The organism is Marinobacter sp. CA1 (genome assembly GCF_020546665.1).
Taxonomy (GTDB): Bacteria; Pseudomonadota; Gammaproteobacteria; order Pseudomonadales; family Oleiphilaceae; genus Marinobacter; species Marinobacter xestospongiae.
In genome coordinates, this window is the sequence record NZ_CP071785.1 from 2,582,216 (window position 1) to 2,595,634 (window position 13,419).

Sequence of the window (13,419 nt, forward strand, 5' to 3'; positions counted from 1 at the left end):
GGGAAATGCTTAGCAACGCCATTTCTCATGGCATTGTTTCAAATATTTTCAGGCCAGCATCTGGCCGATTCCGGCGCCTAACTATGGGTGAATTGCACCCTGCTCCTTCGATACCTGAATATCCAAAGGCGGCACGCCAAGGTCCTGCCACTTCTCCGGATGGCAGGTCAGTAACAGTATCTGATGCCGGCTGGCCGCATCAAACAGGATGCGTTTCATGTCTTCGAGGCGATCGCTGTCACTGTGCACCAGGGTGTCGTCGAGTATCACCAGCGTCGGCCTTCCTGCTTCCCGCAGCAGATCGGCGTAGGCCAGGCGGCTGATGAGGCCCATCTGCTCCCGTGCCCCGAAACTCAGTTCGGTAATCTGCCCCAGTTCGGCGCCCCGGCTCAAGGTGCCCGGCCGAAGTTGCTCATCCACTTCCAGCGACGCTTCTGGAAACAGCACTGAAAGGTAGTGGTTCAGGTGTTTTTGTAGCGGTGCCTGTAGGCGGCGTGTGAGGGCCTGGCGCTTTTCGGTGAGCAGATTCAACAGCAGATCCAGCGCCTGGGCGCGGCGGTGCAGTTCCTGGTAGCGGCGATTGCACTGGTCGTACTCCGCTTCTTTCTCATTGAGCTGTTCTTCCAGTCCTTCTGCGCCCCAGGCTTCCAGCCTGACTTTGATATCTCGAAGCTCACGCCCCCGCTGCTCCTGGGTCTGGCGCAGCTGGTTGACCGCGTTTTGGTAGCGTTCGATGTCCTGTTTTAGAAACTCTGGGCGGGCCTCGCGGATTTCCCGTTCACGGCGTTCCAGGCTGGCTCCGAGTTCGGCCTGCTGTTTTTCGATGGTCGCCAGATCAGCGCTGATCTGGCGCAGCTGTTGCTGCCGTTCCGGGCTCTTCTCTTCATCCGCCAGCCGCTGCCATTCGGTTTGCGCGTTGTCCCGGGCCTGCTTCAGGGCAGACAGCCCGGACTGATGCTCGCGAGCGTCGGATTCGGCCTTATCCAGTGCCGCAGACGCCCGCGCGAACGCTGCCTCCGCTTCTTCCAGAACCGGCACACCCTCGTCCGGATTCGGTTTGGGCGTGGCTTCCAGTTGGCGTCTGGTCTTCTCCAGTTCGCTTTCTGCTTCGTTCTGTTCGGAGACCAGTTGCTCAAAACCGGCCGGCGCCACGGATTTCAACAGATCTTCGGCATGCTTCTGGGCTCTTCCCGCGCTCTCAAAAGCAGAAAGACGTTCTTCTGCCTGCTCCACGGAGTCCGCACCAAGGGCCTTCAGTTGCTCTGCCAGGTCTTCCTCAAGGGTTTTGAGTGTCCTGCGGGTGCTGGCCAGCTCTTCACCACCCGGTGTAATGCCGAGGGTGCCCACGCCTGGAATCACCAGTGTAGATTCTTCCAAAAGCTGCTGCTCGCCCTGCCCGGTGAGCGCTTCGTTGTTCAGGGTCAGGGATGCGTCAGCATCCAGTTGCCAGCTCAACCGGGTGGCGATGGTCCGTGAGCGAATGGTTTCATCGTTCAGCTGGTTTCCCGTTGCTCTCAGCTTTCTGACCAGTTCTGAGTCAGTACGGTTTTCCCGGGCCTGTTGTCTGGCTTGCTCCAACTGCTGGTGGTATTCCCTCGCTTTGGCCAGGTTCTGGCCCAGCATCTGTCTTTGCTGTTCGAGCCGCCGCACATCCTGCTCCAGACGCGCCCGGGTTTGCAGCAAGCCCGCCAGTTTGCGCCGCTTTTCCGCCTGCTCATAGGCGGTTTTTGCTTCGGTCAAACGGCCGGTGATTGCCGGCATTTGAGCTTCCGCCACAGTGAGGTCGCGCTCGGCGCGATCCAGTTCCGCCTTTCGGCCTTCAAGCTGGCGACTGAGCCCTTCCAGGTGTTCTTTGTTCTGCTGCAACAGGCGGTGGGTTTGCTGCTGTTGGGCGAGTGTGGCTTTCTCCTGCTCCTGTTGCTGTTGCAGGCGCTCAACCTGCTGATAACGCGCCCGTGCTTGCTCCAGTTGGCGTTGGGCGTCGTCCCAGGGGCGCTCGAGCTCTGCCTGATCATAGTCATGGGTCAGTTTTCCAAGCCGGTCGACCTGCTCCTGGTATTTGTGCACCCGCTCCTGCAACTGTTCAATCTCGAGTACATAGTGGGCGCGGTCTTTCTCCAGCTTCTGATAGTCACCCCGGGGCTTGCCGGTGCCTGTCAGCAAGGTGTCCCGCTGGCTGCGAACCGTCTCGATGAGGTCGTCTCCCCCGGAGCTGGCCACCTCTCCGACCATGGAGTTCAAGGCGGACTTGAGGTGATCGCCGGCATGCTCTATGGCCGCTTCAATGTCCTGCCCGGTGCCCTGCTCCACCCACAGCAATCCCGGTATGCCCCAGTGTTCGGCCTTGCTGGCACCACGTTTCGGGTACTGGTAGCCCAGCAGTTCAGCCAGCTTCTCTTCGGCGTCGTCTTCACTGTAGGTCTCGGTGCCGACAACCAGGTCGCACCGCTTGCGCTGGAGAAAGCTTTTGGTGAGACGCCAAGCGCGGTTGTCGTGCTCGAAATCCAGCTCAATGGTGGGTGCTGCGGCGGAGTCACCCCACGGGCGCAGATCGTCAACCGCCGTTGAGCGATAACGCTCGAAGAACGCGGCACGGATGGCTCGCACCAGCGTGCTCTTGCCGGATTCATTGGGGCCGTGAATCAGGTTGAGACCGGGTTGCAGGTTGTCCAGCACAAAGGGTTTGCGGAACTGGCGCAGCTGTTCAATGCGCATTCGCTGCAACTTCATTGCGCCGCCTCCTGTTCCCGCTCCCTGAGCAGACCCGCCAGAATGGCCAAGGCATCCCGGGCGACATCGTCCTGTGCTACTTCTTGGCGCTCTCGCAGGCTCTCAACCACCTCGCCCACGTAGCCATCCGCTTTCAGGGCCGCAATGTCTTCCTCGGTGGGGGCAAGCTGAAGCCCGCTCCGCTCGCAGCGAAGACTGCGGAATCGTGCTTCGGCAACCGACAACGCCTTCAACAGGGCTTCTTCGCCGGCCAGGGTCACCGAGCCTTCAAGGCGCAGATCAACAACGGCGGATTCCGGCAAGGAACTCAGACAATCCAGCAGTTGCTCAAGATCAGAGTGGACGGCCAGGGTTTCCCGCAACTGGTGCCATTGATACCGCCCTGTTGGAACAGGCGTTACCGTGGGAGTTGCACCCGGCTCGGATACGTCAACAATCAGGGCATTCCCCGCTTCGTTATTGCGGAACCGTTCCGGCTCCGGGGTTCCGCTGTACCAGGTACGCTCATCGATCTGTTTGGTGCCGTGCCAGTCACCCAGGGCGAGGTAGTCCAGCCTGCTGGCTTCGGCACGGTTCGGTGCGATGGGGTTGGCGGAATCAATCTCGTCCGGCAACAGGCCCTGGACACTGCCATGGGCCAGGCCGACTCGAAGAAAGCCTTCAGGTGTCTGGTAGCCGCTGAATGGCTCGGTCAGATCGCTGTAGGTGTGGCGTTGTGTCAGCGGGGCACAGAGGATACTGAGGCGCTGGGGTTCCAGATCAATCACACCGGGATGAAGCGCGAGATGCACGTTCTCAGGCACTGCCCCCAGGCGCTGAGCTCGCGTCCACACGCTCTCTGCCAGGGCGGCATCGTGGTTACCGGGAAGCATGACCCAGGGGCCAGCAAAACCCTGCGTGGCATTGAACACCCTGCGAATGGTCCGGTCAGCGACCGTTTGGGCGTCGAAGACGTCACCCGCCACCAATACCGCATCACACTGATTTTCTGTGGCCAGCCGTGCAAGCGTCTCGATGGCCTCAAACCGGGCCTCAACCAACGCAGCGCCATCTTCCGTTTCGAAGCGGGTAAACGCCCGGCCCATCTGCCAGTCCGCCGTGTGCAAAAACTTTAGCATCTTATCTTCCTGATAGATCTCGGAATTTTTGCGTCATTCTAGCCTACCTGTGACTACTTTACAGACGCGATGCAGCAGGTGTAGTGGTGGCAGCCCTTGAGCTTGGGGAGGAATCTGTATTCTTCAATTCGTTGGGGGTGTGGTTCGGTTGATAGCACAGTTACTTATTAAGTGACCGTAGCCACGCTTAAACCAATAGACTCCAATACCAATCATTGGGAGGCTGATACCAAATGAGCCAAGACTAGTGATGACCCACATACCCCTTCCTTGAATCACTTAGCGAATGACCAGGACTCCCCCTGTTCGCCGGCATCGGGTTGAATGAATCGCTAAGCCTCAGCCTGCACCTTCCTTGGATTGAGAAGGAACCGGCGGACAATTTCTCCAGTAATTTCGGGAGCTTCCTCTATCGCAGCATGTCCGGCAAATGGAATGTTGCCGAATGAAGAGCCAGAAATCATGGCTTGGGCCTCTGCTGCTTCCTCCAGCGAAAGAAGAAAGTCGCCATCCCCTCGGAGAATGAGCGTAGGGCAATCAATACTAGAGATCGAATCTTGGGGGTAGCCCGTCGTGCCGAGGTCGGTCCAGAGATTGACGCAGGACTTGACCAGTCCATTGAAACTCCCCTGCGGGTTAAGCGCACCATATTTTTGTGGCGCATCAGGGAACATCGCTGTCCACGCGGCTGCAGTCACCCCGTCAAGAATTTCGAATGACGGGTCTTGCGTGGAAAGTCGCCACTGAGCACCTATGGTGACGAGCGCACAGACTACATTGTTGGCGGCTGCAAGCCGGTAGGCGACGATGCCGCCATCGCTGAAACCCAGAAGCGAATACTCTTTCAGGTTTAGGTGCCTGATGAGTGACTGGATATCAGCCTGATGCTGCTGGTACGTGAGGGGTTTCGTGCCGAGTGTGGAACGACCGTGTCCACGCATGTCTATCGCGACGACTTGAAACGAATCTGGAATCAGGCCGGTGATGGGATGAAAATCTTCGAGGCTGCCAAGGCCTCCGTGCAGGAGAATGACCGGATGGCCGTGCGGTGATCCTGCCATTTCGTAATAGATGCGCGCATCGTCTAGATCAAGGAATGCGCCGCTTTGATGATCAAGCATGATTATTCCTTAGGCATACTAACGGGAAAAAGCGGCTTCGGGGTCTTAGATACCCGATGGCCGGGTCGGCCAGAACATCGGGTGGGCGAAGTCGATCCAGGTTCAGCGTGCAGCTCATCACATCCTTTAGAGGTGTCATCCGGCTGACAGACCGGCCATCACTCCGGAAGACCAGGTACCGCCATGGTCGGCAATGGGCTGCTGGCGACTCCAGAACCAACCACCGGCGCTTCATGACGTTGTGTTAGGTAAAAACTATCTCGCTCAGCGCTGTGTGGCAAGGGCGTGCAACAGTCTTTGGCAATTGTGGGGGCGTGAAGGATGGTGAGATCATGCATTTTGGGGCCGGTTACCGGTCTGCTAACCAGCACGGTTCCGCTCATCCCCTGCTTGGTGATAGAGGGCGGTCTCTGAAGGCCCTCATCATGTCGAGGAAACCAGGCAGACTCACGCGCCAGCCTGGCGCCCTACCCTCTGCTCGAGCAACTAGCCGCTGCGATCCGAGCTGTCGGCGTCCAGCGTACATCGCGTTCGATGCTACCTGGCCTTGTATCTTTCATTCGCAGATATAACGCTTAAGAAGCTTTAATCACTGGAGCTATCTGAAATGTCTTGAACAAAAGATATTTTGTTTCCGTCCGGGTCAACAGCTTCCGCCATTTTGATAACCCCTGGATACTCTACAACGTCTCCTACTGGCACGTTGGCCTCTGAACACGTTTTACACTGTGCCTCTACATCGTTTACACCAAGAACTACGGTTGTGCTGCCCGCATTTTCAGGGTCTATTGAAACCTGAATCCATGCTGATTCTACAACTTGCCATTCCGCGATACCTTCCATAGGTACAACATCCGGATCACGACCAAACAGCTTTTTATACCAATTGAGCGATTCCTCGAAGTTCTTTACAGGGATTACTGAGATCACGCTATTAATATTGTTAGCTTGCATCGTATTTCCTTATTTTGATTAATTGCACAATGGTTTCTGAGTGAGGCTCTGTCTTTTTTACTCGGCTGGGAAAGAGTTTCCTGATAGACACGATTGTCGGGGTTTCGGAAAGGTAAAAGTCATTCCCTATGGGCGGCTGGCGACTCCAGAGCCAGTCACCGGCACGCCATGACGTTGTGTTCGGTAAAAAGCTATATGGCTCGAGGCTCTGTGGCAAGGGCGTGGGACAGAGTTTGACCATAAAAGAGGCATGGCGCTGGTGCTCAAGAGTACCGTGTGTCGCCTTTGGTCCGACTTTCTGTGCACCTTTTGTGTGCTAACCTCTTAAAAAATCGGATTCATTGGAGCCAGTGATGGACCAGAACAACAGCATCGAGGCGCTGCCATCAAGCGTTGATCAGCTCTTGCCCTACATTTTCTCGCACATGGATGATGCTGTGATTATCGCCAACAGCGATCGGGAAATGGTGACCACCAATGATGCCGCAAGACTGTTGTTCGGATACAACGAACAGGAAATGGAGGGCAACAAGACCCTGATGCTGTACGCAAATGCCGACGACTATGCGGACCAGGGGAAGAAGCGCTTTAACCACGCTGCACAAGCGGCCGGTGAAGCCTATGTCACTTCCTATAAGCGCAAGGACGGCACGGTGTTTGATGGCGAAACACTGGGCGGGGCGGTCAGGGACAAGTCCGGTCAGGTTCTGTTTTTCATCGGGATTGTAAAGGATGTCTCTACCAGGGTGGCCACCGAGCAAACCCTTAACGAGCTGCACTCCATCACGTCTTCCCGTGCACTGGACTTTGAGCAGCGGGTTGATGCGATGCTGAAGCTGGGCAGTCGGCACTTCGGCCTGCCGATTGGCATCTTCAGTAAGATTGAAGGCAACACCTACACCGTGATGCAGGCCATTCATCCGGAAAACGCGCTCACTCCGGGCATGACGTTTGAGTTGGAAGGCACCTACTGCAGCCATGTTTATGCGGCCAATAACACCCAGGGGTTCCACCATGTAGCGCACAGCTCCATTCAGAAGCATCCCTGCTATCTCAATTTCGGACTGGAGGCCTACCTGGGGGCGCCAATCTTCGTTGACGAGAAGCGCTATGGCACGCTGAATTTCTCGAGCCCCAGTCCAACCAGGCCTTTTATCCAGCAGGACTACGAACTGGTGAAGCTGTTCGCAGAATGGATCGGCCATGAGTTGGCACGACTTTACGATCTTAAAGCTCTGGAGCAGGCTCGGCAGGAGCTGGAGACCCTCTCTCAGACCGACCCATTGACGGGCCTCTACAACCGGAGACATATGGAAGGCGTTATGAACGAGGAGGTTGAGCGGGCGGCTCGCTACGCAAAGCCTTTGTCAGTGGCCTTGTTCGATTTCGATCACTTCAAACGGCTCAATGACACCTATGGCCATGCGGCCGGTGATGATGCCCTGAAGCTATTTGCCCGTACGGTAAAGGACGCTTCCCGCTGTGTCGATCTCTACTGTCGGTGGGGCGGTGAGGAATTCATCGCGGCTTTTCCGGAAACGTCCGCCTCAGATGCGAGAAAGCTGCTGGAGCGCATCATCAGCAAGCTGAAGGATGCAAATTTCTCAGCGAACAATGAACACATTACACTGACAATGAGCATCGGGCTTACTGAAATCCGGCAAGGGGATTCTATCGACACTCTTATCCAACGAGCTGACGAGGCGATGTATGAAGCCAAGCATGGAGGTCGAGACCGGATCGTTACTCATCTTTGAACATTCGCCGACTTCCCTCAGCGACTCATGAGACCGAAGCAATGCGCAAACATTACCGATTGGTTCGCCCGCCAGAACGATCAAAATCGACTCTGAAATCGCTCCGCGATCCGGAAAATTCATGAATCGTTGTCGCCATGATGTCGCTGCCGAAACGCCGGCTCTGGCTCGAAACTGGTAACTGACTGTAAATAAGGGGAAAGAAATGGAGGCGCGGGTCGGAATCGAACCGGCGTACACGGAGTTGCAGTCCGCTGCATAACCACTCTGCCACCGCGCCGGGAAAGTCCGGTAGGAATCTGGACTTTATGCTCTCAGGTGGGCTGTGAGAGACTTGGATTTTCAACCGGTTGGACCGGAGGAAAAATTGGAGCGGGAAACGAGATTCGAACTCGCGACCCCAACCTTGGCAAGGTTGTGCTCTACCAACTGAGCTATTCCCGCTTTAAGTCACTTCGTTTGGCTGTTGCCGTTGAAGTGGCGCATATATTAATGGATTCCGGCGGAGAGTCAACCCCTTTTTTTCATTTTTTTCACTGTAACTGATTGATTACTTTATAGTCAGTCCGTTGACTGGGGATTTGCGCCCTGCTTCGCCTTGGCGGGAAACAGGTCCGGCCAGGCGGCACGCAGGTACAGCACCATGGACCACAGGGTCAGCGCCGCGGCGATGTAGAGCAGCACCGTGCCGACCAACGCCCAGCTGATACCAGGCGGGAACGCCAGCAACATGATGATCGCCACCATCTGGGCAGTGGTCTTGATCTTGCCGATGTAGGACACCGCCACACTGGCGCGGGAGCCCATCTCCGCCATCCATTCCCGCAGGGCCGAGATCACGATCTCCCTGCCAATGATGATAACCGCAGGCAGGGTGAGAATGGCGCTGTGGTGTTCTTCCACCAATACCGTCAGGGCCACCGCCACCATCAGTTTATCGGCCACCGGATCGAGGAAGGCGCCGAACGGGGTGGCCTGGTTGAGGCGGCGCGCCAGGTAGCCGTCCAGCCAGTCGGTGGCGCCTGCCAGCGCAAAGATCGCGGCGCTGACGCTGAAGCGCCAGTCGACCGGTAGATAGAACACCGCCACGAAGACCGGGATCATGACAATTCGTGACATCGTCAGTATGTTGGGCAGATTCATGAAGTCCTACTCATCGTGCAAGGCCGCGTAGATGCTCTCCGCCAGCGTTTTGCTGATGCCTTTCACCTTGGCAATCTCGTCAACGCTGGCCTTGCGAATTTCCTGGATACCACCGAAATACCGTATCAGCTCCCGGCGGCGCTTGGCGCCCACTCCGTCGATCCCTTCCAGGGTGGACTGCCGTCGTTTCTTGTCGCGACGAGCCCGGTGCCCGGTAATGGCAAAGCGGTGCGACTCGTCCCGTATGTGCTGGATCAGGTGCAATGCCGGTGAGTCGGCGGGCACCCTGAATACATCGCCTGTCATGGCGTCGATCAACTGCTCCATTCCCGCTCGCCGGGTCACGCCTTTCGCCACACCGATCAGCGGAATGTCGGAAATCTCAAGTTCATCAAAGACTTCCCGAGCAATATTGAGCTGGCCTTTACCACCATCGATAAACACCAGGTCCGGCCGCTTGCCCTCGCCCGCAGCCACCCGCCGGTAGCGCCGGGTCAGTACCTGGCGCATGGCGGCGTAATCGTCACCGGCGGTGATGTCTTCGATGTTGTACAGCCGGTAATCGGATTTCAGCGGACCATTCTCATCAAAAACCACGCAAGATGCGACCGTATTTTCGCCATGGCTGTGGCTGATGTCGAAGCATTCCATCCGTGCGGGGGTCTCGGTCAGCTCCAGCAACTCCCGCAACGCCAGCAGGCGACGGTAGACTGTTTCCTTGCTGGCGAGGTGGCTCAGCAGGGTCTGGCGGGCATTGGTGGTAGCCAGTTCCAGCCATCGCCGACGCTCGCCACGCACGTTGCCGCGGATGCGCACTTCGCGCCCGGCGGCTTCGCTAAGAGCCTGGGCCAGCAGCTCCCGGCCATCCACGTCCGCATCCACCAGCACGTCCCGGGGTATGTCCCGTTTGACGTCGCCACCGAAGTAAAACTGGCCCAGAAAGGCACTGAGCAACTCGCCTTCTGACTGCTCGAGGGAGAAACGGGGGAAGTAATCCTTGGTGCCAAGCACCCTGCCCCCGCGCACGATGATGACCACCACACAGGTGATGCCGGCGTCCTGTGCCAGAGCGATCACATCGGCATCGCCCCCCTCGGCCTCCACCGACTGCTGTTCCTGTACGTGGCGCAGATGGTTGATCTGGTCCCGATAGGCCGCTGCCTGCTCAAACTGGAGCGCCTGGGAGGCCTGCTCCATGGCGGTCATCAGATCCTGGATGATCGCCGGGTTCTTGCCTTCCAGGAACATGGTGGCATGGCGAATGTCTTCCAGGTACGCCTCTGGCGATACAAACTCCACACAGGGGGCGGTGCAACGGTTGATCTGATACTGCAGGCAGGGCCGGGTTCGGTTGCGGAAGTAGCTTTCACTGCAGGATCGGATCTTGAAGATCTTCTGCAGGATGTTCAGGCTTTCACGCACCGCACCAGAGCTGGGGAACGGTCCGAACCAGGTGCCTCCGCCCTTTTTGCTGCGCCCGCGCCGAAACGTCAGTGACGGGTAGTCCTGATGGGACGACAGGTAGATGTAGGGGTAGGACTTATCGTCCCTCAGCAGAATGTTGTACGGCGGCTTGAGGGACTTGATGAGGTTCTGTTCCAGCAGCAGCGCTTCCGTCTCGCTGCCAGTGATGGTGACCTCGATACGCTCAATCCGGGCCACCAGCGCTTCGGTTTTCGGCGCCAGACCGGTCTTGCGGAAGTAGCTGGAAACCCGCTTGCGCAGGTTGCGGGCCTTGCCCACGTACAACACCTGATCCTCCCGGTCATACATGCGGTAGACGCCGGGACGTTCAGTCAGTTGTTTGAGAAAGGCCTTGCTGTCGAAGCCCTGGGGAGAAGCGGCGTCAGACCTTGTCGGCATCGAGCAATCCGAGCCGGACCGCCATCAGGGCCAGTTCCACGTCGCTGGAGATTTCCAGCTTCTCAAAGATCCGATAGCGGTAGGTGTTCACGGTTTTGGGGCTGAGGCACAGCTTGTCTGAGATGTCCTGCACTTTCTGGCAGTCCACCACCATCATGGCAATCTGCAGCTCCCGCTCAGACAGGCGATCGAACAGGCTTTCTCCGGGCTCTTCGCCCACATCGCCGCCCAGGTTCTTGAGCGCCATTTTCTGGGCAATCTCGGGACTGATGTAACGCTGGCCGGAGTGGGCCATGCGGATCGCCCGAACCATCTCGCGGATATCCGCCCCCTTGGTAATGTAAGCGGTGGCACCCGCCTGCATCACCCGGGTGGGATAGGGATCGTCCGCACAGGCGGTCACCACAATGACCCGGATGGAGTCATCAATGCGGAGAATGCGACGGGTGGCCTCAAGTCCCCCGATGCCGGGCATGCGAATGTCCATCAGCACGATGTCCGGGCGATTCTGTCGCACGGCATCAATGGCGTCCTCGCCGGAGGCCACCTCGCCAATCACTTCGATGTCGGCGTCGTCCACCAGCATCCGGGTGATGCCGGAGCGCACCAATTCGTGGTCGTCGACAACCAGTACCCTGATCAAATCTCACCTCTCGCAAGGCTGTTTTTACGCCGGAAAGTTCGGGCCAGAAGATAACGGGATTGTAACGCCTGAGAAACGAGAGCGATAGTAACGTCTCGCAATTCCGGGATTCAGGCAGCCCTGACGAGGTCAGGCAGGATGGGGCTGGCCGAGACCTGCGGTGTTCTCGACCGGGTCGAACCAGACCACCAGTTCACCACGTTTCACCGCGGCCATCACGCGGCTCTGCTCTCCCATGGGGGACTCCTGCTCGTTCAGGCCGTGGTATCGGGTGCAGTATTCCGCCACCAGGCCTTCGAGCTGATCTGCGGTCAGCAGGTCGGTGTCGACAATAAAAGGTTCCTGGCGCGGGTCCGGGGCTGACATGACACCTCCTGGCGTTGAGCGTGAAGTTCGCCAGTATACTACCCAGCGGTGGTAAAACTCGATGCCAATGATGTCATCGAACGGGACGCTTCCCGGAGGCCGTCACTCACCTGTCGGGTATTGGCCACACTGTCCGTCAACAGTCCGGCGCTTTCATCCAGAGCCCGGGCGCGACGCCCCACCCGATCGATCTCTTCACGCTGCAACGCGATTGCACCGTTGATCTCTTCACTGTGTCTGGCCAGCTCCTCAAACTGCGCCCTCAGCCCACCAAGCTGCAGCTTCAGGACATCCAGGCGCTCGCTGTTGCGACTGCCGGCATCACGCATGTCCGCCAGCAGCGACTCCACCTCGCGAACACCGTTTAGCAGATCGTTCACCCACTGGCGGATCTCACCGGTTGACTGACCGGTACGGCGGGACAGGTTGCGCACTTCGTCGGCCACCACAGCAAAACCGCGCCCGCTCTCTCCTGCCCGCGCAGCCTCAATGGCCGCATTCAGGGCCAGCAGGTTGGTTTGCTCGGCAATGTCGGCAATAACACCAATCACCTGCTCGATCTTGCCGGAGGAGTCGTTCAACACTGAGATGGAAGTAGCGACCCGGTCAATCACCGTCATCGCATGTTCGGCGGCCTCCTCACTCTGGCGCAACCCGTCCTGCACTTCCCGGTTGCTCTCCACCGCGGTTCTGACGGTGGCGTCGGAAGCCTGGGTGGCCTGTTCGATGGCCGAAGCCTGATCGGCAATGGCAGCCATCGACTGGTTCACATCGCTGATTTGCTGACGGGTGCGGCCGGTCGAGGCCTGAACCTCTTCAGCCTGTGCCTCCAGGGTCTCGGATCGGTCACTGACGCTGAGGGCGGTGTGGCGGATATCGTGAATAAACTGTTCAAACCGGCCGACCAGCCCGGACAGGGCTGATCCAACGCCCGCCACCTCGTCGCGGCCTGAAACCACCGGCAGGCAGGTAAGGTCGGAACTGGCCTCCATGGCCCGCAAGTCCCTTTCCATCCGCTGCAGCCGGACGATCACCAGCGCCCGCAACCACAATGTCATCGCCACTATGGCAATCAGAAAGGCCACGGAACCCACCACCAGAATGCGCTGTTGTTGCACCAGGAACGCCAGCAGGTCCGAAGATTCCTGCTCAACATCGGCGCGACTGGCCGCTCGCCGCTCGGCAATGGCTTTAAGCATTGGGTCAAGCGACGGGAACAGCTGGAAGTCCACCACCTTGCCGGCTTGGTAGTAGCTGCGCTCCTCAATCCCCTCCTGCAACGCTGCCAGCAACGCCTCCACTTTCTGGTAAGCGTCTCGGTGTTCGTCAGCCCATTCCGCCAGCGAAGCCGAGCGCTGCACCCGCTGCCAATGCCGGGGAACCTCGGCCTGGATACGCTCAAACTCGGTGTCAATCTCATCCCACAGCAGCAACTGGGCTTTGATCCGGTAGGCCAGGTCCTGCAGGTGGCGGTGTTCTGCTTCCAGATCACTGAGCGCCCAGGAATCCGTCAGGCTCTCCTGCACCAGCTTATGGGTGGCCTGCTCCGCGGTCGTCATGATTGTCCATGCCAGCGCCGCCAAAGCGGCCAGCGCCAGGATCGATAGACTGGAAAAGAACAGGATGCGGCTGCGGACGGTTCTGAGCATGGGATAACCCCAGGAAGACGACATGTAAACGCAGGGTATGACTTTTTTATGACGGTATAATTGCAGAACCAGCGC

10 protein-coding genes and 2 tRNA genes are annotated in these 13,419 nt (G+C 58.1%); 1 reads left to right on the forward strand and 11 read right to left on the reverse strand.

What is annotated here, in order from left to right:
- Nucleotides 1-81: 81 nt before the first annotated feature.
- From J2887_RS11780 to J2887_RS11795, 4 genes are all read right to left on the reverse strand, one after another.
- Complete coding sequence (locus J2887_RS11780; protein ID WP_227171325.1) at nt 82-2,730, reverse strand: AAA family ATPase; 2,649 nt, start codon at nt 2,728-2,730, stop codon at nt 82-84.
- Complete coding sequence (locus tag J2887_RS11785; protein ID WP_227171326.1) at nt 2,727-3,848, reverse strand: metallophosphoesterase family protein; 1,122 nt, start codon at nt 3,846-3,848, stop codon at nt 2,727-2,729. The genes J2887_RS11780 and J2887_RS11785 overlap by 4 nt, the downstream gene beginning before the upstream one ends.
- Before the next feature lie 332 nt (nt 3,849-4,180).
- Entirely contained in the window at nt 4,181-4,969 is a 789-nt protein-coding gene (locus tag J2887_RS11790; protein ID WP_227171327.1) for an alpha/beta fold hydrolase, read from the reverse strand.
- 585 nt (nt 4,970-5,554) lie between these two features.
- The gene (locus J2887_RS11795; protein ID WP_227171328.1) at nt 5,555-5,923 is read right to left on the reverse strand and encodes a VOC family protein; all 369 of its coding nucleotides are present in this window, start codon (nt 5,921-5,923) and stop codon (nt 5,555-5,557) included.
- Between the two features lie 353 nt (nt 5,924-6,276).
- On the opposite strand from J2887_RS11795, the gene J2887_RS11800 reads away from it, so the two are divergent.
- Nucleotides 6,277-7,680 carry a diguanylate cyclase gene (locus J2887_RS11800; RefSeq protein WP_227171329.1) on the forward strand — a complete coding sequence of 468 codons (1,404 nt, stop codon included), beginning with the start codon at nt 6,277-6,279 and terminating at the stop codon, nt 7,678-7,680.
- A 206-nt stretch (nt 7,681-7,886) separates the two neighbouring features.
- Here J2887_RS11800 and J2887_RS11805 read toward each other — a convergent pair.
- The 7 genes from J2887_RS11805 to J2887_RS11835 form a co-directional block, all read right to left on the reverse strand.
- Nucleotides 7,887-7,960 (reverse strand) — tRNA-Cys (locus tag J2887_RS11805).
- Nucleotides 7,961-8,048: 88 nt separating this feature from the next.
- Nucleotides 8,049-8,124 (reverse strand) — tRNA-Gly (locus J2887_RS11810).
- Between the two features lie 117 nt (nt 8,125-8,241).
- Nucleotides 8,242-8,823, reverse strand: a complete 582-nt coding sequence (gene pgsA, locus J2887_RS11815; RefSeq protein ID WP_227171330.1) for a CDP-diacylglycerol--glycerol-3-phosphate 3-phosphatidyltransferase — start codon at nt 8,821-8,823, stop codon at nt 8,242-8,244.
- Between the two features lie 6 nt (nt 8,824-8,829).
- Nucleotides 8,830-10,686: an excinuclease ABC subunit UvrC gene (uvrC, locus tag J2887_RS11820; protein ID WP_227171331.1), complete on the reverse strand. Its 1,857-nt coding sequence runs from the start codon at nt 10,684-10,686 to the stop codon at nt 8,830-8,832.
- Entirely contained in the window at nt 10,670-11,329 is a 660-nt protein-coding gene (gene uvrY / locus J2887_RS11825; protein WP_227171332.1) for a UvrY/SirA/GacA family response regulator transcription factor, read from the reverse strand. Before uvrY ends, uvrC begins: the two co-directional genes overlap by 17 nt.
- A 129-nt stretch (nt 11,330-11,458) precedes the next feature.
- Complete coding sequence (locus J2887_RS11830; protein ID WP_227171333.1) at nt 11,459-11,695, reverse strand: hypothetical protein; 237 nt, start codon at nt 11,693-11,695, stop codon at nt 11,459-11,461.
- Nucleotides 11,696-11,733: 38 nt separating this feature from the next.
- On the reverse strand, nt 11,734-13,344 hold the full coding sequence (locus J2887_RS11835) for a methyl-accepting chemotaxis protein (protein WP_227171334.1): 1,611 nt from the start codon (nt 13,342-13,344) through the stop codon (nt 11,734-11,736).
- Between the last annotated feature and the right edge of the window lie 75 nt (nt 13,345-13,419).